Raw genomic sequence first — 20,995 nt, 5'->3', positions numbered from 1 at the left:
GGTACCTCAGGGGTTCCATCGCCGATCTGAGCGTCGATCAGGGCAATGGCCCGGTCGGTGACGTCGATGGCATCAGCCGCGACAAAAACCGTGCGCCGTTCGAGGATCAACATCGCCCCGGCCTCGCGCAGCAATCCCTCCAGAACCGGTTGGGCCACGGTCAGGAAGCGGCGGCGCGCCTCCTCTGTGCGGGTTCCCAAAGCACGGGCCTTGGCGTCCTGTTCGTCTCTCAGACGTTGGACTTTCTCGTCAAAGGCATCGGCGAGGGCGCGGAACTCCTCCGGTGCAAGGGTCGGACGCAGGTCGGTCAGTTCGCGTTCTTCCTCGATCAGCTCAGCCTCGATCTTGCGGTTCTCCGCAGCGATCACCCGGCCCTGCTGTTCGATCTCGTCATTCACACGACGACCAAAGGCGCTTTCGGCAAAGACCCGCTCAAAGTCGATGACAAGGACCGGGGCCTGCGGAACCCCGGAGAGCAAGGGACTGCCCTGCCCCTGCGCCCCTGCCGCGGCACCCCAGAGCGCCAGCAGCAGGACGGCAAGACGGACAGTCAGACGCACGCTCGCCTCAGAACTGCGTCGAGATCGTCAGGTTGAAGTTCTGCGGCTCGTCCCACTTGTTCTTCTTCAGCGCCTCGGTGAAATTCAGGCGCAGCGGGCCAATCGCGCTTTTCCAGAAGATCGAGAAACCGACAACGTGCCGCGCGTCAAAACCTGTGGAGACGACGGTATTGCCTGCGCCGACCTTGTTCTTGGTCGCATCACTAAGCCCCCAGACCGAGCCGATGTCATAGAAGAGACCACCGGTGATGCCGTATTCCTCTGGCAGACCCAGCGGGAATTCCGCCTCGAAACGGGCCACGGCGTAGAAGTTGCCGCCGAGGGCGTCGTCGACCCCGCCCGGACCGATTTCACGCGGCCCGATCCCGCCCGAGCTGAACCCGCGCATGATGTCCGGTCCCAGCAGGAAACGGTCGGTTACACGGCTGTCGCCCTTGGTATAGTTCAGCGCCCCACCTTCCAGCGTCGCCCGCAGGGTGACTTCCTCGTTCCAGACCATTGTCTGTGCGATCGCCTTGGCGCTGGTCTTGACGAAGGTCGTGTCGCCGCCCAGTCCGGCAAAATCCTGTCCGAACTCGAACCGGTAGCGGGTATTCGGATCAAGCCCCTTGCGCTGGGTGTCGAAGATGTAGGTGTAACCCAGCGAGCTGTCGAAACGTTCACCTTCTTTTGCTTCGGCAAGAATCACACCCCCCAAGTCCGAAGGAGGATTGACCAAATCGATCCCGTTGATTTCGCCATAGTCCAGCGAATAGCGCAGCTGCAGGCGCGCCTGTTCCGCCACGGGGAACTCCAGGAACGGCTGGAACACGCCGGTTGTCGTGTCGAACACCGCGTTGTCGTTGTCGGTCTCGGTATAGGCAAAGGTGAAGCCCAGCGAGAGGTCCCGACCAAAGAGCCCCGGCTCGACAAACCGCAGGCCGTATTGTTGGGTATCCGCGGCGGTGTTGATCCGGAAGCTGAAGGACTGACCACGGCCCAAGAAATTACGTTCGGAGAAGCTGAACGCCGCACCAAAGCCGTTCTGCGTGGAATAGGAGCCACCGAAGCTGATCGAGCCGGTCGGTTTTTCCTCGACGTCCACGTCGACGACCACCTGCTGCGGGCTGGAACCTTCGCGGGCCTCGACATCGGCCTTGTTGAAGAAGCCAAGCGCGCGGATGCGTTCGGCGCTTTCGCGAATTGCACGCGGGTTGAACGGATCACCCTCGACCACCTCGAACTGGCGACGGATGACACGATCCAGCGTGGTGGTGTTGCCCTCGATGTCGATGCGTTCGATGAAGATACGCTCGCCACGCACGAGGCGGAAATCGACGTCCAGCGTCAGATCGCGGTCGTTGCGCGTGACCCGCGGTTCGACCCGGACAAAGTTGAGGCCAAGGTTCACCGCAAGCTTTTCAAGACGCGCGATCTCGTTCTCGACCAGGGAAGGCGAATAGACCTTGCCTTGACGCATGCGCACCTTGCTGCGGAACAGATCGGCATCGACGTCGGACAGGTCGGAAGTCACCGTCACTTCACCGACCCGGAACTGCTGGCCTTCCTCGACGTTGATCGTCACGAAGTAGGCGTCGCGTTCCTGGCTGAGTTCCGCGTTCACGCCCGTGATGCGGAAGTCGACATAGCCACGCGACGCATAGAAGTCGCGCAACAACTGCTGATCGAATTCCAGGCGATCCTCGATGAAGGTATCCTTGCGGATCACGGCACGCAGCAGGCCGGCCTGCTTGGTTTCGAGCACGCGGCGCAGGCGACGGTCGGAAAACTTGCCATTGCCGACAAAACCGATGCGCTCGACCTCGGCGACACCGCCCTCGAAGACTTCGAACACCAGATCGACTCGGTTGTCGCTGCGGCGGATGACCTTCGGCGTGACACGCGCGGCAAGGCGGCCTTGCACCTCGTATGCACGGCTGACCGCCAGCGCGTCCGCCTCTGCGACGCGGGGGCTGAAGACGCGGCGCGACTGCGACTGGATCGCCTGTGCCAGGTCTTCGTCCTTGATACGGCGATTGCCCTCGAAGGTGATGCGGTTGATCGTGGGATATTCGACAACGCGGATGGTCAGGCGCGATCCCTGAGGGATAATCTCGACGGTCTCGAACAGACCGGAGCCGAGGATCCGCTGGTAGGCATCGTTGAGTTCGGCCGCGGAAACCCGCTGGCCGCGTGCGATTCCGGCGTAGGACAGGATCGTGCCCGGTTCGACGCGGCGGTTGCCCTCGATATTGACCGAGTTGAAGACGTAGCTCTGGGCATAGGCGACTTGCGGGATCGTGGCGACCCCCGCACCCATTGCCACGGCGAAACTCAGGCACACCGCCCGAGTTGCGTTGGCAACCTGATAACCCCTTGCAAGACCCGGCGCTTTACGCGCGGAAATGCCTTTCGCCATGTTCGCAATCCACTTTGACATCCCAAGGTCGTGAGTATCGGGAATGCCGGTGCTTGTCAAAAGCTCGGGGGCGCGAATTTGAGTAACTGTAGCCTGTCAGCGACTAGTGCAGGACAGACCCCAGCCAGCCCCCGAAAAACAAGGCGAAGACGAGGGTGCAGATATACAGCAGGCGGTCCCAGTTTATGGTGACCAGCAGGCTCATGCTTCTGTATCCGGCTTGGATCGCGGTCATGGAATCGGTCCTCGGTTGCGTATGCGGACACAGCACTACCGAATGATTCAGGCAGGAGTTGGGCAACCCCCTGCCGGGAATGTGTCAGCCCCACACCATCAGGGGCAGAAAAGGTCGTTCGACAGGGCAAAGACCATCAGCCCCAGCACCAGCGTCAGGCCGATCGACATCAGCACCTTGAGCGCGCGGTCGCTTGGCGGACGCCCCGTGACGGCCTCATAGGCAAAGAACACCAGGTGGCCACCATCCAGCACCGGCACCGGGAAAAGGTTCAACAGACCGACGGCGGTGCTGAGCACGGCGATGAACCAGATGAAGTTCGTGGTGCCCTGGCTGGCCATGTCCCCACTTGTCTCGGCGATTCCGATGGGACCCGACAGGTTGCAGGTGCTGATTGCGCCGGTTGCCATGTGCCAAAGACCCGAGAGCGAGCCTTCGATGATCCGGCCCACCTGTGCCACGCCGCCGGTCACCGCGCTACCGAATCCGGCGGCCTCTGTCGCCGGTTCGAAGGCGACGCCGCCCACGATTCCGATACGGTAAAAGGTTTGAAAGCCGCCGTCAGGCTGCGGTTCATCCACCCGGCGCGGGGTCATTTCCTTGTTCAGGATCTCGCCATCCCGCCAGACCGTCAGTTGCAGGGTCGCCCCTTCAGAGCCCTCGACCCGTTCCTTCAACTCGGCAAAGGCATGGATCGGCGTACCGTCGACCTCGGTGATCACGTCCCCTGCCCTGAGGCCCGCATCGCTGGCGGCAGACCGCGGCGCGATCTGCGTGGCCAGCGGCGGATAAGTATAGGGACCGGTGACGGTCATCTCGCGCCCGTCGCGGCGCACGGTGTAATCCAGTTGCTGCTGATGTGGCAACGCGTCGAAATAGGCGCTCATCGTGCCATCCGCGGCATCGGGCAGCGGCGCGCCCTCGATGGCAAGGATCGTGTCTCCGGGTTCCAACTCCTGCTGAGCGGGCAGCGGGCGCAACTCGCCAACGGTCAAGGGTTCCATGACCTCGCCCCGGAACATCAGCACACCGGCAAAGATTGCAATGGACAGGACGAAGTTGAAGATCGGACCGGCGGCAACCGTGGCAGACCGCGCCCAGAGCGGCGCCCCGGACATGGTGCTGCGCATCTCGGCCTCGTCCAGTCCCTCGATCGCATCGGCGTCGACACCGCCCGACGCATTGGCATCCCCCCGGAACTTGACGTAGCCGCCAAAGGGAATCGCCGCCAGTTGCCACTTGGTGCCGTCACGATCGACGCGCGACCAGAGCACCGGACCAAAGCCGAGGCTGAAGACCTCGGGGAAAATCCCGGTCTTCTTGCCGACGATGAAATGGCCGTATTCATGCACCGCGATGATCACCGAAAGCGCGACCACGAAAAAGATCACGGTCCAAAGCGCGCCGCCAAATTGCGGGATCAGGGTCGTCAGGTCCAAACTGCCACTCCACTCAATGTCTAGTTTTGCCAGGGTTAGTTTTGCCGGATTTGGTCTTGCATGATCGCAACGGCCTCTGCCCGTGCGAGATGGTCCGCTTCGCTGACCTTATCAAGAGTAATACCGGCAGCATTGTGTCCCGCCTGGGACGAAAGCCGGGTGAGCACCTCTTCGACAACGCCCGCCATGCGGGTGAAGGGAATACGTCCCGCGATGAACCCGTCCAGCGCCGTTTCCTTGGCCGCGTTAAAGACCGCGCCCATGAGGCCCCCGGCCTGCATCACCTCACGCGCCAGCCGAAGCGCCGGCCAGCGCGTCTCGCACGGGGCACGGAAGGTCAGCTGGCCCAACTTCACCAGGTCCAGCCGCTCCACCGGCAGCGCCTTGCGCTTAGGGTGATTCAGCGCAAAGCCGATGGCATGGCGCATGTCCGGCGGTCCGACATGGGCCATCAGCGCCCCGTCGTTGAAGCCGACCAGCGCATGGATCATGGATTCCGGGTGAACGACGGCTTCGATCTTTTCAGGTTCAAGCCCGAAAAACTCGCGCGTTTCAATCAATTCCAGCGCCTTGTTGAACATCGACGCACTGTCGATGGTGATCCGTTGTCCCATCGTCCAGTTGGGATGGGTCGCCGCCTGTTCCGGCGTCGCGCGCGCCAGATCCTCCAGCGGCCAGTCCCGAAAGGCGCCGCCCGAGGCGGTGATGATCACCCGTTCGACAGCCTCCAGGTCCTCTCCGATCAGGGCCTGAAAGACGGCGGAATGTTCGCTGTCCACCGGCAACAGCTGCGCCGCGTTCTCCTGCGCCGTGCGCAGCATCAAGGGACCGGCGCAGACCATGCTTTCCTTGTTGGCCAGCGCCAGCGTTGCGCCTTGTTCCAGCGCCCGCAATCCCGGCTCCAGCCCGGCGGCGCCGACGATGGCGGACATGACCCAGTCGGCGGGCCGTGTCGCGGCCTCGACCAGGGCAGAGCGTCCCGCCGCCGCCTCGACGCCGGATCCTGCAAGTGCAGCGCGCAGATCCTCCAGCCGGTCCTCGTGCGCGGTGACAGCGACCTGGGCCCCCAGCATTCGGGCGTCGCGCGACAGTTGCGCGACATTGGCCCCGCCGGTCAGCGTCACGACCTCGAAATCGTCCCTGTCACGCGCGATCAGGTCGATGGTGTTCTGCCCGATCGACCCGGTCGCGCCAAAGATGGAAACCCTGCGCCTGCCACCCCCGGTCATACTGCCCCCGGAAACCCAGTGACCTGCCCCGCGATCACGATGAAGACCGCCGCGCCCAGCATCCCGTCGAACCGGTCCATCAGCCCGCCGTGCCCCGGCAGGAGGTTCGAGCTGTCCTTGACGCCCGCACGCCGTTTGATCGCGCTTTCGGCGATGTCTCCGATCTGCGAGGCCATGCTGACCGCGATGGAGACACCTACAAGACCCAGGCCGTCCTGGGTCAGGCCGGCAAAGACCAACCCGACAACAGCCGCACCGATCCAGCCCGCAACCGTGCCCGACCAGGTCTTGGACGGGCTGACGCGCGGCCAGAACTTGGGTCCGCCAAAGGTGCGGCCCGCGAAATAGCCCGCCACGTCCGTCACCACCACGACCACCATCAGCCAGAGCATCCAGATCAGGCCGAATTCATCGCGCAGATCCATCATGGCGTAGCCAGCCAGCAGGATCAGCGCGGTAAAGACCGCGTAGGTCACCCCGCCATGTTTCATACGCGAAAAGCCCAGCATCGAGGGCAGCATCAGCAGGGGCAGCGCAAAGGCCGGCGGCAATTCGATGGCGACAAGCGCAACCAAAAAGGCGGCGGCGGCCAGAATGTTCCGGCTGCGGACCCGCCCGCGATCACACAGGTGCACTAGTTCCCATACCATGCCACCACAGATGACCGCGATCAGCAGGTGAAACCAGATCCCGCCCAGCCAGACAGCGGCGACCCCGATGACTATCATCGCCGCGGCCGAGATCAGCCGCGGGGCAAGGTCCTCCCAACGTGGCTTGCTCATACCTTCACGGCACCGAAACGCCGGTCGCGCCCGCCGAAGGCGGCGCAAAGGCGACCCAGTTCCTCGGGGGTGAAATCCGGCCACAGGGTATCGATGAATTCATATTCGGCATAGGCCGACTGCCAGAGCAGGAAGTTCGAGATCCGCGCCTCTCCGCTGGTGCGTATCACCAAGTCGGGGTCGGGCAGCACATGGGTGTCCAGGTAACGCGGCAGAGTCTCGACATCGATTTCCTCCGGGTCCAGCTTGCCGTCCCGGACATCCATCGCAAGGCGCTTCGCAGCGCGCGCTACCTCATCCCGTCCGCCATAATTCAGCGCGATGGTCAGGTTGACGCCGGTGCAATGCTTGGTGAAATCCTCGGCCTCGTCCATCAGAGCACGCAGTTTGTCGTCCAGCCGCGGCCTGTCCCCGATGAACCGGACGCGGACGTTTTCCTTCACGAAGGCCTGCATCTCTTTCATGATGTAGCGACGGAACAGGCTCATCAGGCCGGCCACCTCGACCTGGGTGCGCTTCCAGTTCTCCGTCGAAAAGGCGAAGATTGTCAGGTACTTCACGCCGTAATCCGGGCAAGCCTCGACCACTTCTCGGACGCGACGGGCGCCGGCATGATGCCCGAACAGCCGTGGACGGCCCCGCATCGTCGCCCAGCGGCCATTGCCATCCATGATGATGGCCACATGTTTCGGGCCGAGGGTCTCCAGCATCGGTCTGGCCATCAAATTCCCTTCCAAAGCGAAATGCGCGGTATCACTCATAGATCATACCGTCGGTCGATCCAACGCAAAGACATCCACGGTTGAGTAGTCCAGTTTTGCGCGATGGGAAAGGCGCCACTGTGGCAAGGTATGGCCACAGGCGAGGCAATGCCGGGGTTCAGGGTGGTTCTCTGCAAGCCTGAGGACCCGATCAGCCCCGGCGGAACCTAGCACCGCCGGGAGGCTTGGTCGACCTAAGTCGCACGCTTGCGAAGTGCGGCACTTTTCCGGGAAAGGCCCCGGGACCGCCCGAAACCTTTATGGAAGGTTTCGACTCGCAGCGCGCGATAAGGTGTTAAACCTGCATGATTTCTTCTTGCTTGGTCTCCAGCGCCTCGTCGACCTTCTTGATGTAGGTATCGGTCAGATCCTGCACCTCGGTCTCCCAGAGCTTCTGGTCGTCCTCGGACATGCCGTCGGCCTTGGCCTTCTTGATCTGCTCCATGCCGTCGCGACGGATGTTGCGGATCGCGACGCGGGCATGTTCGGCATACTGGCCGGCCACCTTGCCCAGTTCCTTGCGGCGTTCCTCGTTCAGTTCGGGGATCGGCAGCATGATGATGGTGCCGTTCAGCTGCGGGTTGATGCCAAGGCCCGACTCGCGGATCGCCTTTTCCACCTTGCCCACAAGGCCCTTGTCCCAGACGTTGATCGTCACCATGCGCGGCTCGGGGACGTTGACGGTGCCAACCTGGTTGATCGGGGTCATCTGGCCATAGGCCTCGACCTGCACCGGCTCCAGCATCGACGCCGAGGCGCGCCCGGTCCGCAACGAGGCGAATTCCGTGCGCAGGTTGGACATGGCGCCGTCCATGCGGCGCATAAGATCGTCGGTATCGAGTTCGAAGTCTTCGGACATTCGGAGGCCCCTCGTTGATGCATCTGTGCTCGGGAAACACTGGTTAGCCTGACCTTTAACGCAGATCAATCGGCCTTGACCAGAGAGGGCGGCGCGGGCCCGACGCCCACACCGGGGAATTCACCGCAGGTAGGCGGGGCTTTCGGAGTCCAGCCGCCGCCGGATCGCGGCCCATTCCAGAGCGCCTTCATAGCCGTACCACTCGCTGGCGGCCATGTCAGACAGGTGGCGCTCCTGCTCGGCCTCGGGGATGGTGCGGATCGTCGCGCCGCCCGCCGCCGATTTCTGGACCTCCAGTTGCACGGCACAGGCCTGGTCCAGGTAGAAGCTGCGGAAAAACGCCTCGCCCGCGTCGCGGCCAAAGACAAAGGCCCCGTGCCAGGCTTCGACGATCATCTTCTTGTCCCTACCCGCCTTCAACAGTTCGGTCAGGAAGTCATCGGTGCATTCGAACTCGTAGTCGGTATAGCCGATCACGTCTTCGCCGCCGATCATCAGGTAGGCCTGGCTGTAGGGACCGACCCCCTCGGCCTGCGCGCTGACCCCCATGACCGCCTTGGTATGAATATGCATGATGCAATTCATCGTCGGGTCGGCCTCGAAGAAAAGTTTGCCGATCTCGGTGGCCGAGGGGTTGGGTTCGCCGTTTTCGGGGGTGTGGTTCACCCGGTCGAACCCGACCTTGATGAGGTTCGATGCGGTGACCTCTTCGTGCATCCAGCCATAGTGATGGGTCAGCAGCGCGTCTTCGCCGGGCACCCGCATGGCGTGCCACTGGTTGGTGACATCGGTCAGCCGGTATTTCACCAGCGCGTGATAGATCGCCGCCAGCTCCTGGCGGGCTTCCCATTCCGCGTCCGAGCAATTGGCCGGGCGCATTCCGGTCGGGGTCGGGTTCTGGATGTTCACGGCGGGTCTCCTGGTCTGTGTTGACGGCAGGCTGCCACCCTTTGCCGGCATGTATCGGTCACGAAGTGACGTTTTTCGTGCGGAAATTGCCCGCGATGATGTTAGGCTGAGACCCACGGCAACGCGCCGTTAAGATCCCCCGTGCCAGAACCGCAACAATGGCCCCAGCTCTGTTTCCCCCATGCATGTCTGCCTGATCCTCTTCCCCGGCTTCCAGATGCTCGCCTTTGTCTTTGCGCGCGAGGTGCTGCGCGTCGCCAACAAATGCGCCGGGCAAGATCTGTTTACCTGGCAGACGCGGACGGTCAGCGGCGCCCCTGTCGCCGCTTCCGACGGGACAGAAATCGCGGGCGACAAGCCGGACTGGTTCCGCGCGCAGGGCTTCGATCTCGTTCTGCTCTGCGCCGGTTACGACCCGCTGCGCAACCTGCCGATGGGGCTGCGGGCCTTCCTGCACCGCGCCGATTCCTCGGGGGCGACGCTGGGCGGGCTCGACACTGGCGGCATGATCCTGGCCAAGCTCGGCTTTCTCGACGGGCGCGAGGCGGTGCTGCACCACGAAGCCGTGCCCGCCGTGCTCGAGGAATTTCCAGATATCGTCCTCTCGGAAAATCTCTACGCCTTTGACCGCCAGCGCCTGACCACGGCGGGCGGCGTGGCCACGGGCGATGCGATCCTGGCCTGGATCGCGCGGGTTCACGGCCCGGCGCTGGCTGCGAAGACCGCCGATGCGCTGGCGCACGGGCGGATTCGCGATGCCGGAGAATGTCAGAAACTGGCGGTCAGCGCCGATCCGCTGCTGGAACGGATGATGGCCGTCATGGCCGCCCGGATCGAACACCCGATTCCTCTGGAACGGGTCGCGGCGGAATTGGGGCTCAGCCCCAAACAACTACGCCTGCGCTGCCGCAAGGGGCTGAACCAGACACCGGCGCAGGTCTACCTGGGCCTCAGACTGGACCGCGCCGCCCAGTTGGTGGCAGAGACCGAAAGATCGGTTCTGGACATAGCGCAGGCCACCGGATTCGCATCGCCCTCGGCCTTCACCCGCAGTTATCACGCTCGCTTCGGCGCCCCTCCGCGCAAGCAGCGTCAGGACCGTGTTTCATTGACAAAGGGCAAAGAAACGTCCCTGTAACTCATTGATCTGGCATTCCCCCCCCTCGCGGTCCAAGCGTGGACAATCGCAAGGGGCGCGCCATTGAAAATCGGCGAACGCCTCAGGCCGGCGACGGGCCGGGGATGTCCGGTCGGGCCGAGGGTTTCTCGACAACCCGGGTGCAGGTCCCCTGCCCGGCCAGAATGCCGCGGAAGCCGCCCGGCTCGTCCAGCGAAAAGACGATGATCGGCATGTTGTTGTCCCGCGCAAGCGCGATCGCCGAGGCATCCATGACCTTGAGGTTCTTCGACAGCACCTCGTCAAAGGTCACCTCGTCATAGCGCTTGGCCTCGGGATGTTGCCGCGGGTCCATGTCATAGACGCCGTCGGTGCCGTTCTTGCCCATGACAATCGCCTCGCAAGCCATTTCATTGGCCCGCAGCGCGGCGGCGGTGTCGGTTGTGAAATAGGGATTGCCGGTGCCGGCGGCAAAGATGCAGACCCGCTTTTTTTCCAGGTGGCGCACGGCGCGGCGGCGGATGTAGGGCTCGGCCACTTCGTCCATGCGGATCGCGCTGATGACCCGGGTGAAGACGCCAAGTCCCTCCAGCGCGGATTGCATCGCAAGGGCGTTCATTACCGTAGCCAGCATCCCCATGTAGTCGGCGGTCGTCCGTTCCATCCCCTGCGCGCTGCCCGCCAGCCCGCGAAAGATGTTGCCGCCCCCGATGACCATGCAGATCTCGACCCCCAGTTCCTGGACCGCCTGCACTTCCTTGGCGATGCGCTGAACGGTCGGCGGGTGCAGGCCAAAGCCCTGGTCTCCCATGAGTGCCTCCCCCGAAATCTTGAGCATCACGCGTTTGAAAGTTGTTTGCGGGGTGCCGGCTTCGGTCATGTTGCGCTCCGTCGTGGCGGGGATATGATCGCGCGCATATGTGGCGGAAAACCGGTCGGGCTGCAATGGCCCAGCGGCGCTGCCGGGCAGGACCGGGACAGGCAACCCAATGCGTGACAAATCGGCAATCGAGGAATGCCTTGCAGCCTGCGTGCCGGATCGCCCCGTGCTGATCGCCGGCCCGACCGCCAGCGGCAAGTCCGCCCTTGCGCTCGCCATTGCCGAACGACAGGGCGGAATCATCGTCAACGCCGACGCGATCCAGGTGTTCTCGGACTGGCGCGTGCTGACCGCGCGCCCCTCGGCAGAGGACGAGGCCCGCGCGCCGCACGCGCTGTATGGCCACGTTCCCGGCGATCGCGCCTACAGCGTCGGTGAATGGCTGCGCGAGGCAGCGGTCTTTCTGAACGCCCCCGAACGCCCGATCTTTACCGGCGGCACCGGGCTGTACCTGACCGCGCTCACAGAAGGACTGGCAGACATCCCGCCGACCCCGCCTGACGTCAGGACCGAGGGCGAGGCCCTGCTGGCCGACCGTGGCCTGCAGGCCATGATCGCAGACCTGGACTCGAAAACCGCCGGGCGGATCGACCTCAACAATCCTGCCCGCGTTGCCCGCGCCTGGGAGGTGCTGCGCGCGACCGGGCGCGGCCTGGCCGACTGGCAGGCGGACACACCGGCCCCCCTGCTGCCGCTCGACCAGGCCAGCGCATTCGTCGTCGATGCGCCCAAGGACTGGCTGACCCCACGGATCGAGCGCCGTTTCGACCAGATGATCGCCCAAGGCGCCCTGGACGAAGCCCGCGCCAATCGACCCGGATGGACCCCGGACCGTCCTTCGGCCAAGGCCATCGGCGCGGCGGAACTCATGGCCCATCTCGATGGGGACATGACCCTGGCAGAAGCCACCCGGCGCGCCACCATCCTGACCCGGCAATTCGCCAAGCGGCAGCGCACCTGGTTCCGCGCCCGCATGCGCCGCTGGCACAGCCTGCCAGCCCGGGAACTGGCCTGATGTCGCGGCCCGGCTTCCTGAAAAGGCCAATGCCGCCCGCTCCGCCACGCCCCAAGGGCGAGGTCCGGAGCGGTTCCTACGCGCTGGAGGTTCAGGCCGCGCCCTGGAAATTCACCCTGTTGCACGACCGGCCGGAGGATATCCTGCTCTGGGTGACGCGTGGACAGGGTCGTGTCATCGTCAACGGCATTCGGCGCGGCATTTCGACCAACAACGCGTTGTTCCTGCCCGCGGGTACGCTGTTCTCGGTCGAGATGCAGCAAGGCACACAGGCGCTGTTCGTCCAGAGCCCGGCAGGGCTCAGCCCCTACATGCCGCATGCGCCGCTGCTGCTGCGGGTGCGCGACAGCCTCTCGCAGGCGGAACTGACCGGCACCATCGATGCGATGAACCGCGAGACGACCCAGAAACGCCCCATGCTGCAAGAGGCGCTGGCCGCTCATGTCGGGCTTATCGCCGTCTGGCTGCACCGACAGGTGCAGGCCGGCGCGACAGATACCCCGCCCGAAAGCGCGGCACAGCGGCTGGTCCGGCGCTATGCCGAGGCCGTCACACGAGAGTTCCGCCAACCCAAGGCCATGGGCCTGTATGCCGAGGCCCTGGACGTTACACCGACCCATCTCAGCCGGGTCTGCCGCGGCTGCTGCGGCAAGACCGCCGCCGACATCCTGACCGAGCGCAAGCTGCACGCCGCGCGGCTGGCGCTGGAAAGCCCGGCGCCCGCGGTCAAGGAGGTGGCAAGGTCCCTGGGCTTTGCGTCGCCGGCCTATTTTACCCGCTTCATCCAGAACCATACGGGGCACACGCCCTCGGCCCTGCGGGCAGCAACACGGCGTTCACCTGCACGGGCCTGAACGGGGCGCTTTCTCCGCTGTATCGCGGGGTCGTGTCTTGCACTTGGGGCCGTGTCGCTTTTGAATAAGCCCCATGTCGGTTTTTGACCTCAAAAGGACGATAGCGGGCGTTGACTAGGCAAGCTTTCTCGTGCGCAATGACGTGCAGCGTGGGGCCACGACGCCGGGAACAACAAAGTTCCCCAACAAAAAAGGCCGACCAACCGGACCCCCGGCTGATCATAGGACTGTCACAGGGAGAAAAATATGACATCGATGGACAACCTGCAGCGGGTGCACCCGGCTGCGAAGATGTACGCCAAGGAACTCAAGCAGGGTCTGCTGGACCGGCGTGAATTCCTGGCGCGCACCACCGCGCTGGGCCTGACCTCTGCGGCGGCCTACGCTCTGGGCGGCCTGCAGCAGCCCGCGCAGGCTGCGGCCCATGCACAGCAGGGTGGCACGATCCGCTACCAGATGGAGGTTCGCGCGCTCAAGGATCCGCGCACCTACGACTGGACGCAGATCGCGACCTTTACCGCCGGCTGGCTGGAGTATCTCGTCGAGTACAACAACGACGGTTCGTTCGAACCCATGCTGCTGGAAAGCTGGGAGGCCAACGAGGACGCCACCGAATACACCCTGAAGGTCCGCCAGGGCGTGAAATGGAACAACGGGGACGATTTCACCGCCGAGGACGTGGCCCGCAACATCACGATGTGGTGCGAAAGCGAAGTCGAGGGCAACTCGATGGCCGCGCGCATGGGGTCGCTGATCGATCCCGACACCAAGAAGGCCGCCGAAGGCGCCATCGAGGTGGTCGACAGCCACACGGTCAAGCTGCGCTGCTCGTCGCCCGATATCACCATCATTCCCGGCTTTGCCGACTACCCGGCGGCCGTCGTGCATTCGAGCCATGATCCCAACAACATGCTGGCCAACCCGATCGGCACCGGCTTCATGCTGCCGGAAAGCCACGAGGTCGGCGTCAAGGGCGTGTTGGTGCGCAACGAGGACCACGAATGGTGGGGCTATGCCGCCGGCAAGGGTGGCTTCATCGACCGCATCGAGTTCATCGACTACGGCCAGGACCCGGCGGCCTTCATCGCCGCCTTCGAGGCCGAAGAGATCGACATGAACTGGGAGTCGGTGGGCGAATTCGTCGACATCTTCGACAGCATCGGCCTGACGCGCTCCGAGATCCCCTCGGGCTTTACCATCGTGATCCGCCCGAACCAGCTGGCCGAGGATGCCGATGGCAACAAGATCTACGGCGACAAGCGCGTGCGTCAGGCCCTGGCCATGGCGGTCGACAACAATGTCTGCCTGGAGCTGGGCATGGCCGGCTACGGCATCCATGCCGACAACTGCCACGTCGGCCCGATGCACCCCGAGCACGATGCCTCCGTCACTCGCATTCCGCATGATCCGGCGCGCGCGCTGGAACTCATCAAGGAAGCGGGCATGGAAGACTTCGTGCACGAGGTCCAGTCCATCGACGACGATTGGCGCCGCAACACCACCGCCGCCGTGGTCGCCCAGCTGAACGACGCGGGCATCCAGGCCACGCATACGGTATTGCCAGGATCGACCTTCTGGAACGACTGGACGAAATACCCGTTCTCGTCGACCAACTGGAACCACCGCCCGCTGGGCACGCAGGTTCTGGCCCTGGCCTATACCTCGGGCGCGGCCTGGAACGAGAGCGGCTTTGCCAACGCCGAATTCGACGCCCTGCTGGCCGAGGCGAACTCGATCGCCGATGCGGACGAACGCCGCGAGGTCATGGGCAAGCTGCAGGCGATCATGATCGAGGAAGGCGTGACCATCCAGCCGTACTGGCGGACCGCGATGCGCCACCACCGCGACAACCTGGTGGGTGTGGACAAGCACATCGCCGACCTGCCGCAGATCTACAAGTTCGGCATCAAGGCCTGACGCCTTTTGGCCAGGCGGGCCGCGCGAAAGGATCGCGCGGCCCATATTCGTCCCGGTCCGCGCGATACAAGCGGATCCATCAGCCAAAAGAGGCCGGAAGTCTACCGGTCCAAAGCCACCAACGGGGGCACCAATGGGTCTTTTCATCCTCAGGCGTGTGGGGGTCATGCTACTGACCGCTTTCTGCCTGACGTTCATCGTCTTCGTGATGACGAACCTTTATCCAAACCTGGAAAAACTCGCGAAGTCCGAAGGCAACTTCCGGATGACCGACATCGAGGTCGCCACCTGGTTATCGAACAACGGCTACCGGTCGCCGCTGGACGACCAACTGCTGGCAGACCTGAACGCAGGCCGCATCACCCAGGCTGAGGCCTCGGAACAGGTCAACACAGGCTTTGATCCCCGCATCTTCCGCAACTACGCGGAATGGCTGGGGGTCTACCCGGGATGGACGCGGGTCGACCGGGATGGGAACCAGCGTGGCCGCTGCATCCTGCCCGGCAGCGACCCGGCAGAGGCGCCGACCTTCTGCGGCGTCCTGCAGGGGCATTGGGGTTGGTCCACCGTGTCCAAGGCCCCCGTGACAGAGGCGCTTGGCACACGGATGGGAAACACCGGCTTCCTGATGCTGTGCGTGATGCTTCTGATGATCCCGTCGGCCCTGATCGTCGGTGTGCTTGCTGGCATGCGCGAGGGATCCGCCCTGGACCGCACGCTCTCGACCTTCTCGATCACCACGACGGCGACGCCGGAATATGTCTCGGGCGTTCTGTTCATCGCGATCTTCACCTCCTCGGCGGTGGGCCTGAAGTGGTTCAAGGGCACGGCCACCAGCGCGATGGAGAACCCTAACTTCGAGAACTTCTTTCTTCCGGTGCTGACCATCGCGCTTTATGGCATGGGCTACATCGCGCGGATGACCCGCGCCTCGATGGCCGAGGTCATGACCGCGCAGTACATCCGGACCGCGCGCCTCAAGGGGGTGAGTTTCGGCAACATCGTGATGAAGCACGCCCTGCGCAACGCGCTGATCGCGCCCTTTACCGTGATCATGCTGCAGTTCCCCTGGCTGCTGAACGGCGTCGTCATCGTCGAGACCCTGTTCCAGTACAAGGGCGTCGGCTGGGAACTGGTCCGTGCGGCGGGCAACAACGATATCGAGATGCTGCTGGCGATCTCGGTGGTTTCGGTCTTCGTGGTCCTGGTGACGCAGCTGATCTCTGACATCGGCTATGTCTACCTGAACCCGCGGATCAGCGTGACCTGAGGAGGCAAGAATGGATCCTTTGACCTGGACCGGCGGCCTCGGGCCCGTCCTTAACCCGATCTTGACCATCCTGGTGCCCGTGTTCGCGGTGGCCCTCGTTGCCAAGATCATCCTGTCCTTCTTCGAGCCGGACACCGGCATCCAGACCAACCCGGACGGCACCATCATCGCCACCGGCGGCATCTGGGGCCTGTCCACGAAACTGGTGAACTGGCTGGGGCTGGCGCTTTTGCTGGTCGTTCTGGCCTATGTCGTGGTGGGCGCTGCCATGGGCACGGGCGCCGGGATCATCGGCGGCATCAGCCGTCAGTTCATCCCCGTCTGGATCGCCCTTGTCCTGACCTTCGTCGTCTCGATCAATTTCAAGCGCAGCCTCGGCCTCTATGGCAAGCTCTTCGACTCGATGATCGGGATGATCGGTTTTGGCCTGGTGATGTTCTGGGTCTTCACGGCGGTCTTCTACGGCGCCTTCGACATGATCGCGACGCATGATCCTCTGAGCCAGGTCTCCGGCATGAAGAACAAGGTGCCCGGTACACCCTTGCGCGGGGCCGAAGAGGGCGACTTCCAGTGGTATCTCTTTGGCGGTGACAACCTCGCACGCGACATCTTCAGCCGCGTCGTCGCGGGTTCGACCATCGTGATCGCCATTGCGCCGCTGGCGACGCTCTTTGCCTTCATGGTGGGGATCACGCTGGGCTTGCCGGCGGGTTACTACGGCGGCAAGCTGGACACGGCGCTGAGCTTTTTCGCCAACCTGATCCTGGCCTTTCCGGTGATCCTGCTGTTCTACCTGCTGGTGACGCCGGAAATCGTGGCGACGGGCCTGCCGCAGTTCATGGCGGTGGTGCTGTTTCTCTTCCCGCTGATCTTTGCGGGCGTGCTTGTCCACTCGCGCTACCGCACCCAGCCGCAAAAGGATTACATCTGGCTGGCGATCATCCTTGTCCCGATGTTCCTGGTCTACATGTCGGTGATCAACAACCCGGACCCCACCGCCTCCCGTATCACCTTCTGGCCGCTCGATTTCTTCGACGTGCCGGGGGGTGTACTGGTGGTCTTCGTCTCGGTGGTCTTCGTCAACTCTCCCACGGTGTTCCGCATCGTGCGGGGCCTGACTATGGACATCAAGACGCGTGACTACGTGGCAGCGGCGCAGACCCGCGGCGAACGTCCCTGGTACATCATGCTGTGGGAGATCCTGCCCAACGCGCGCGGGCCGCTGATCGTCGATTTCTGCCTGCGCATCGGGTATACGACGATCCTGCTGGGAACACTGGGCTTCTTCGGACTGGGCCTGCCGCCGGAAAGCCCGGACTGGGGGTCGACGATCAACGAGGGGCGCAAGCTTTTGTCGATCTACCTGCACCCCGCCCTGCCGCCTGCGCTGGCCCTGCTGAGCCTGGTTCTTGGATTGAACTTGCTGGCAGACGGGCTGCGCGAGGAATCCCTGCGGGATTGAGCACTCGACGGGCACCGGGGACCATCCCCGGTGCCCCCCGGTATTTTCGGCCCAGAGAAACCGCAAGCGTTTCGCGGGCTGCTCCGACAGGGAGAACTGATACATGAAAGACGACTACGACGGGCCGATCCTCGAGATCGAGGACCTTTCGATCTCCTTCTTCACCCGGCTGCGCGAGATCCCCGCAGTGATGGATTTCTCTGTCCGGGTCAGACCGGGCGAGGCGGTTGGCCTCGTGGGGGAATCCGGCTGCGGCAAGTCCACCGTGGCGCTGGGTGTAATGCAGGACCTTGGCAAGAACGGCCGAATTGTCGGCGGTTCGATCAAGTTCAAGGGCCGCAACCTGAACAAGATGAGCCAGGAAGAACTGCGCCACATCCGCGGCTCCGAGATCGCCATGATCTACCAGGAACCGATGGCCAGCCTGAACCCGGCGATGAAGATCTCCAAACAGCTGATGGAAGTGCCCATGATCCACAAGGGCGTCAGCAAGGAAGAGGCCTACGAGCGCGCCCTGCAGGTGGTCACGGACGTCAAGCTGCCCGACCCCAAGCGCATCCTCGACAGCTATCCGCACCAGCTGTCGGGCGGCCAGCAGCAGCGGATCGTGATTGCGCTTGCGCTGATGGCAGAGCCCGCGCTCCTGATCCTGGACGAACCCACCACGGCATTGGACGTGACCGTCGAAGCGGCGGTGGTGCAACTGGTCAAGGAGCTGGGCGAGAAATACGGCACATCGATGCTCTTCATCTCGCACAACCTTGGCCTTGTGCTGGAGACCTGCGACCGGATCTGCGTGATGTATTCCGGCGAAGCGGTCGAGACCGGCAGCATCGAGGATGTCTTTGATAAGATGCAGCACCCCTACACGCAGGCGCTGTTCCGCTCAATCCCCCTGCCCGGCGCGGACAAGAACGCGCGCCCGCTGGTGGCGATCCCGGGCAACTTTCCCCTGCCCCATGAGCGCCCTCCGGGATGCAACTTTGGTCCTCGCTGCGACTACTTCGAGGAAGGCCGCTGCGACGCGATGGATCGAATTCCGATGGAGGACGTCCCCGGCGACGACAGGCACCGCTCCCGCTGCCTGAAGTTCAAGGAGATCGACTGGAACGCCCCCCTGGTCAGCACCTCGACCAACGAGAAGTCCGAGCCCGGCAAGGTCGTGCTCAAGATGGACAACCTCAAGAAATACTACGAGGTGGCCGCCAATGCGCTGTTCGGAAGTTCCGGCGAAAAGAAGGTGGTCAAGGCCAACGAGACGCTGAGCTTCGAGGCGCGCGAATCCGAGACGCTGGCCATCGTCGGCGAATCCGGCTGCGGCAAGTCGACCTTTGCCAAGGTTCTGATGGGCCTGGAAACCGCAACGGACGGGCAGATCCTGCTGGACAACCGCAACATCGAAAGCACGCCCATCGAAAAGCGCGACACGCAGACCGTGGCCGACGTCCAGATGGTGTTTCAGAACCCTTTCGACACGCTGAACCCCTCGATGACCGTGGGACGGCAGATCATGCGGGCGCTGGAAATCTTCGAACACGGCAATTCCGACGAGGAGCGCCGGCAGGAAATGCTGCGCTTGCTGGACTTGGTCAAGCTGCCGCGGGCCTTTGCCGAACGCATGCCGCGCCAGTTGTCGGGCGGTCAGAAGCAACGGGTGGGCATCGCACGGGCCTTTGCCGGCGGTGCGCGGATCGTGGTGGCGGATGAGCCCGTCTCGGCGCTTGACGTGTCGGTCCAGGCGGCGGTCACGGATCTGTTGATGGAAATCCAGCGTGAGCAGAAGACCACCTTGCTGTTCATCAGCCACGACCTGTCGATCGTGCGCTACCTCAGCGACCGGGTGATGGTGATGTACCTGGGCCACGTTGTCGAACTGGGCACGACCGACCAGGTCTTTGCGCCGCCCTACCACCCCTACACCGAGGCGCTGCTTTCAGCGGTCCCAATCGCCGACACCCATGTCGAAAAGACCCATATCGTGCTGGAAGGCGATATACCCTCGGCCATGAACCCGCCCTCGGGCTGTCCGTTCCAGACGCGCTGCCGTTGGAAGGACAAGGTTCCGGGCGGTCTTTGCGACAAGGAAGTGCCTCCGGTGCGCGTGATGGCCGGTGGTCACCAGATCAAATGCCACCTCGCCGACACCGAATTCGACGCAATGGAACCGGTCATCAAGATCGCGGCAGAGTGAAACTGACCTTCCCCGGGCCCGGTGGCCCGGGGAAGGCAGTCTATGGCCTGAGCCGACCACGGCACTTGTTTCGTTCTAACCGACCAGGCGTTGTGCCTCGCGTTCGCCGCCGCCCCGCGACTTGCGGATGTGATAAGGCGAAATCGACGAGTGTCCGAGCAATGCGCGCTGCTGTTTTAGAGTGATCGGGCACGGGAAAAGGAAATCGGTATAAAGTTCGTGGATGCTGCTGCACTGAACAGGTAGGTTTTCCCCCTCAATCCAAAGCTCTAGCCTGCCGGTCGCCCGCAACTGGGGCAACAGCCTGTCGAATGCCTTGGTATCGAAGGGATGAAAGCGGCAACCGCCTTTGCCCAGCGTGATCACCAGCCCTTCGACCAATTTGCCGCCCACCTTCAGGTCCGCGGCGATGCGACAGGCCTTGCGGTTGTAGATCAGCGCCATGATCCAGCGATAGCAGGTGTCGATCAGCACCAGCAGAGAGATGAATCCGACCATCAGAACGACGACCGCCCCGGCGGCAAACAGCTTTTCCTCCTGCGCGCGCCGTTCGATCTCGGACCAAACGCCGCTGGCCTTGGAAAATACGCCGCCGTCGCGCCCGCTTTGCATGCGCTGAAAGATGGATGTACCGGAGGTTTCGCACGCCAATGTGCTTTGCTGGTCAAGGTCACGCAGCAGGGCCGTCAGGCGCGCCGGGTTGTAATCGCCCCCGTTGGCCAGCCTCTCGGCCTCGGCCAGAAGGTTGACGGCAACGGGGGCCAGGCTATCCAACCCAGTGTCGATCAGGGCATCAAGGATTCGCGCCTCTGACAGGTCGTCCAGTTGCGCTCCCAGCCGGGCCGTCATGGCCGGCGGCAGATCGGCGCGGTCCACAGGCAGAACCGCAAGCGTTCGGGCCACGCCCATAAGGTCACCGGGCACTTGGCATCCCTGTGCCATGACCGCCGAGGAACTGGCAAGTATCGACATGGCAAGACAAATCAGCGCCGCGCCCCCGCGCCCTGCCTTCCAGATCCACCAAAAGTGAAGATACCCCATTCCACCGTTCCCGCGATCGTATCGACGCCGGAATGCAGTCTGGCAGCAAAGACATAACCAAGGTTTAAGCCGCGCC

General features: G+C 63.5%; 17 protein-coding genes. 7 read left to right on the top strand and 10 right to left on the bottom strand.

Features of this window, described 5'->3' with window-relative positions; all coding sequences use genetic code 11:
* From RBB42_RS18185 to RBB42_RS18150, 8 genes are all read right to left on the bottom strand, one after another.
* The coding region (locus RBB42_RS18185; RefSeq protein ID WP_306043393.1) for an OmpH/Skp family outer membrane protein at positions 1–560 on the bottom strand (560 nt) is incomplete at its 3' end.
* Between the two features lie 7 nt (positions 561–567).
* Positions 568–2,958 (bottom strand): outer membrane protein assembly factor BamA, encoded by a 2,391-nt coding sequence (bamA, locus tag RBB42_RS18180; RefSeq protein WP_371931762.1) that lies wholly within the window; start codon positions 2,956–2,958, stop codon positions 568–570.
* Between the two features lie 333 nt (positions 2,959–3,291).
* Positions 3,292–4,632, bottom strand: a complete 1,341-nt coding sequence (gene rseP, locus RBB42_RS18175) for an RIP metalloprotease RseP (RefSeq protein WP_305970876.1) — start codon at positions 4,630–4,632, stop codon at positions 3,292–3,294.
* Between the two features lie 35 nt (positions 4,633–4,667).
* Complete coding sequence (dxr, locus tag RBB42_RS18170) at positions 4,668–5,861, bottom strand: 1-deoxy-D-xylulose-5-phosphate reductoisomerase (protein WP_305970875.1); 1,194 nt, start codon at positions 5,859–5,861, stop codon at positions 4,668–4,670.
* Positions 5,858–6,643 (bottom strand): phosphatidate cytidylyltransferase, encoded by a 786-nt coding sequence (locus tag RBB42_RS18165; RefSeq protein WP_305970874.1) that lies wholly within the window; start codon positions 6,641–6,643, stop codon positions 5,858–5,860. Before RBB42_RS18165 ends, dxr begins: the two co-directional genes overlap by 4 nt.
* Positions 6,640–7,365, bottom strand: a complete 726-nt coding sequence (gene uppS, locus RBB42_RS18160; RefSeq protein ID WP_305970873.1) for an undecaprenyl pyrophosphate synthase — start codon at positions 7,363–7,365, stop codon at positions 6,640–6,642. Before uppS ends, RBB42_RS18165 begins: the two co-directional genes overlap by 4 nt.
* A gap of 334 nt (positions 7,366–7,699) precedes the next feature.
* Positions 7,700–8,263, bottom strand: coding sequence for a ribosome recycling factor (gene frr, locus RBB42_RS18155; RefSeq protein ID WP_305970872.1), 564 nt, complete (start codon positions 8,261–8,263; stop codon positions 7,700–7,702).
* A 120-nt stretch (positions 8,264–8,383) separates the two neighbouring features.
* Positions 8,384–9,172, bottom strand: a complete 789-nt coding sequence (locus tag RBB42_RS18150) for a class II aldolase/adducin family protein (RefSeq protein WP_305970871.1) — start codon at positions 9,170–9,172, stop codon at positions 8,384–8,386.
* A 181-nt stretch (positions 9,173–9,353) separates the two neighbouring features.
* Between RBB42_RS18150 and RBB42_RS18145 the strand changes: the two genes are divergently transcribed.
* Positions 9,354–10,310, top strand: coding sequence for a GlxA family transcriptional regulator (locus RBB42_RS18145; protein WP_305970870.1), 957 nt, complete (start codon positions 9,354–9,356; stop codon positions 10,308–10,310).
* 82 nt (positions 10,311–10,392) lie between these two features.
* Here the strand turns inward: RBB42_RS18145 and pyrH are convergent, their stop codons facing one another.
* Entirely contained in the window at positions 10,393–11,169 is a 777-nt protein-coding gene (gene pyrH, locus RBB42_RS18140; RefSeq protein WP_305970869.1) for a UMP kinase, read from the bottom strand.
* A gap of 109 nt (positions 11,170–11,278) precedes the next feature.
* On the opposite strand from pyrH, the gene miaA reads away from it, so the two are divergent.
* The 6 genes from miaA to RBB42_RS18110 all read left to right on the top strand — a co-directional run bounded on the left by miaA (position 11,279) and on the right by RBB42_RS18110 (position 19,878).
* The gene (miaA, locus tag RBB42_RS18135) at positions 11,279–12,184 is read left to right on the top strand and encodes a tRNA (adenosine(37)-N6)-dimethylallyltransferase MiaA (RefSeq protein ID WP_306043746.1); all 906 of its coding nucleotides are present in this window, start codon (positions 11,279–11,281) and stop codon (positions 12,182–12,184) included.
* Positions 12,185–12,213: 29 nt separating this feature from the next.
* Entirely contained in the window at positions 12,214–13,038 is an 825-nt protein-coding gene (locus RBB42_RS18130; protein WP_305970867.1) for an AraC family transcriptional regulator, read from the top strand.
* Between the two features lie 255 nt (positions 13,039–13,293).
* Positions 13,294–14,955, top strand: a complete 1,662-nt coding sequence (locus RBB42_RS18125) for an ABC transporter substrate-binding protein (protein ID WP_371931763.1) — start codon at positions 13,294–13,296, stop codon at positions 14,953–14,955.
* A 133-nt stretch (positions 14,956–15,088) separates the two neighbouring features.
* Positions 15,089–16,225, top strand: coding sequence for an ABC transporter permease (locus tag RBB42_RS18120; RefSeq protein WP_305970865.1), 1,137 nt, complete (start codon positions 15,089–15,091; stop codon positions 16,223–16,225).
* 10 nt (positions 16,226–16,235) lie between these two features.
* The gene (locus tag RBB42_RS18115) at positions 16,236–17,687 is read left to right on the top strand and encodes an ABC transporter permease (protein ID WP_306043745.1); all 1,452 of its coding nucleotides are present in this window, start codon (positions 16,236–16,238) and stop codon (positions 17,685–17,687) included.
* A gap of 103 nt (positions 17,688–17,790) precedes the next feature.
* Positions 17,791–19,878 (top strand): dipeptide ABC transporter ATP-binding protein, encoded by a 2,088-nt coding sequence (locus tag RBB42_RS18110; protein ID WP_306043744.1) that lies wholly within the window; start codon positions 17,791–17,793, stop codon positions 19,876–19,878.
* A gap of 75 nt (positions 19,879–19,953) precedes the next feature.
* Here the strand turns inward: RBB42_RS18110 and RBB42_RS18105 are convergent, their stop codons facing one another.
* Positions 19,954–20,820, bottom strand: a complete 867-nt coding sequence (locus RBB42_RS18105) for a hypothetical protein (protein WP_305970862.1) — start codon at positions 20,818–20,820, stop codon at positions 19,954–19,956.
* Positions 20,821–20,995: the final 175 nt, after the last annotated feature.

The organism is Mameliella sp. MMSF_3455 (genome assembly GCF_030733205.1).
In the GTDB taxonomy this organism is placed as follows: Bacteria; Pseudomonadota; Alphaproteobacteria; order Rhodobacterales; family Rhodobacteraceae; genus Antarctobacter.
Note: the sequence above shows the minus strand (reverse complement) of the source record. Positions and strands in the feature narration are given on the sequence as shown.

What these genes read in the sequence shown, in the direction of transcription:
- bamA (WP_371931762.1), bottom strand. Translation starts at nt 2,958, where the DNA reads ATGGCGAAAGGCATTTCCGCGCGTAAAGCGCCGGGTCTTGCAAGGGGT.
- dxr (WP_305970875.1), bottom strand. Translation starts at nt 5,861, where the DNA reads ATGACCGGGGGTGGCAGGCGCAGGGTTTCCATCTTTGGCGCGACCGGG.
- RBB42_RS18165 (WP_305970874.1), bottom strand. Translation starts at nt 6,643, where the DNA reads ATGAGCAAGCCACGTTGGGAGGACCTTGCCCCGCGGCTGATCTCGGCC.
- uppS (WP_305970873.1), bottom strand. Translation starts at nt 7,365, where the DNA reads ATGGCCAGACCGATGCTGGAGACCCTCGGCCCGAAACATGTGGCCATC.
- frr (WP_305970872.1), bottom strand. Translation starts at nt 8,263, where the DNA reads ATGTCCGAAGACTTCGAACTCGATACCGACGATCTTATGCGCCGCATG.
- RBB42_RS18145 (WP_305970870.1), top strand. Translation starts at nt 9,354, where the DNA reads ATGCATGTCTGCCTGATCCTCTTCCCCGGCTTCCAGATGCTCGCCTTT.
- pyrH (WP_305970869.1), bottom strand. Translation starts at nt 11,169, where the DNA reads ATGACCGAAGCCGGCACCCCGCAAACAACTTTCAAACGCGTGATGCTC.
- miaA (WP_306043746.1), top strand. Translation starts at nt 11,279, where the DNA reads ATGCGTGACAAATCGGCAATCGAGGAATGCCTTGCAGCCTGCGTGCCG.
- RBB42_RS18130 (WP_305970867.1), top strand. Translation starts at nt 12,214, where the DNA reads ATGCCGCCCGCTCCGCCACGCCCCAAGGGCGAGGTCCGGAGCGGTTCC.
- RBB42_RS18125 (WP_371931763.1), top strand. Translation starts at nt 13,294, where the DNA reads ATGGACAACCTGCAGCGGGTGCACCCGGCTGCGAAGATGTACGCCAAG.
- RBB42_RS18120 (WP_305970865.1), top strand. Translation starts at nt 15,089, where the DNA reads ATGGGTCTTTTCATCCTCAGGCGTGTGGGGGTCATGCTACTGACCGCT.
- RBB42_RS18115 (WP_306043745.1), top strand. Translation starts at nt 16,236, where the DNA reads ATGGATCCTTTGACCTGGACCGGCGGCCTCGGGCCCGTCCTTAACCCG.
- RBB42_RS18110 (WP_306043744.1), top strand. Translation starts at nt 17,791, where the DNA reads ATGAAAGACGACTACGACGGGCCGATCCTCGAGATCGAGGACCTTTCG.
- RBB42_RS18105 (WP_305970862.1), bottom strand. Translation starts at nt 20,820, where the DNA reads ATGGCACAGGGATGCCAAGTGCCCGGTGACCTTATGGGCGTGGCCCGA.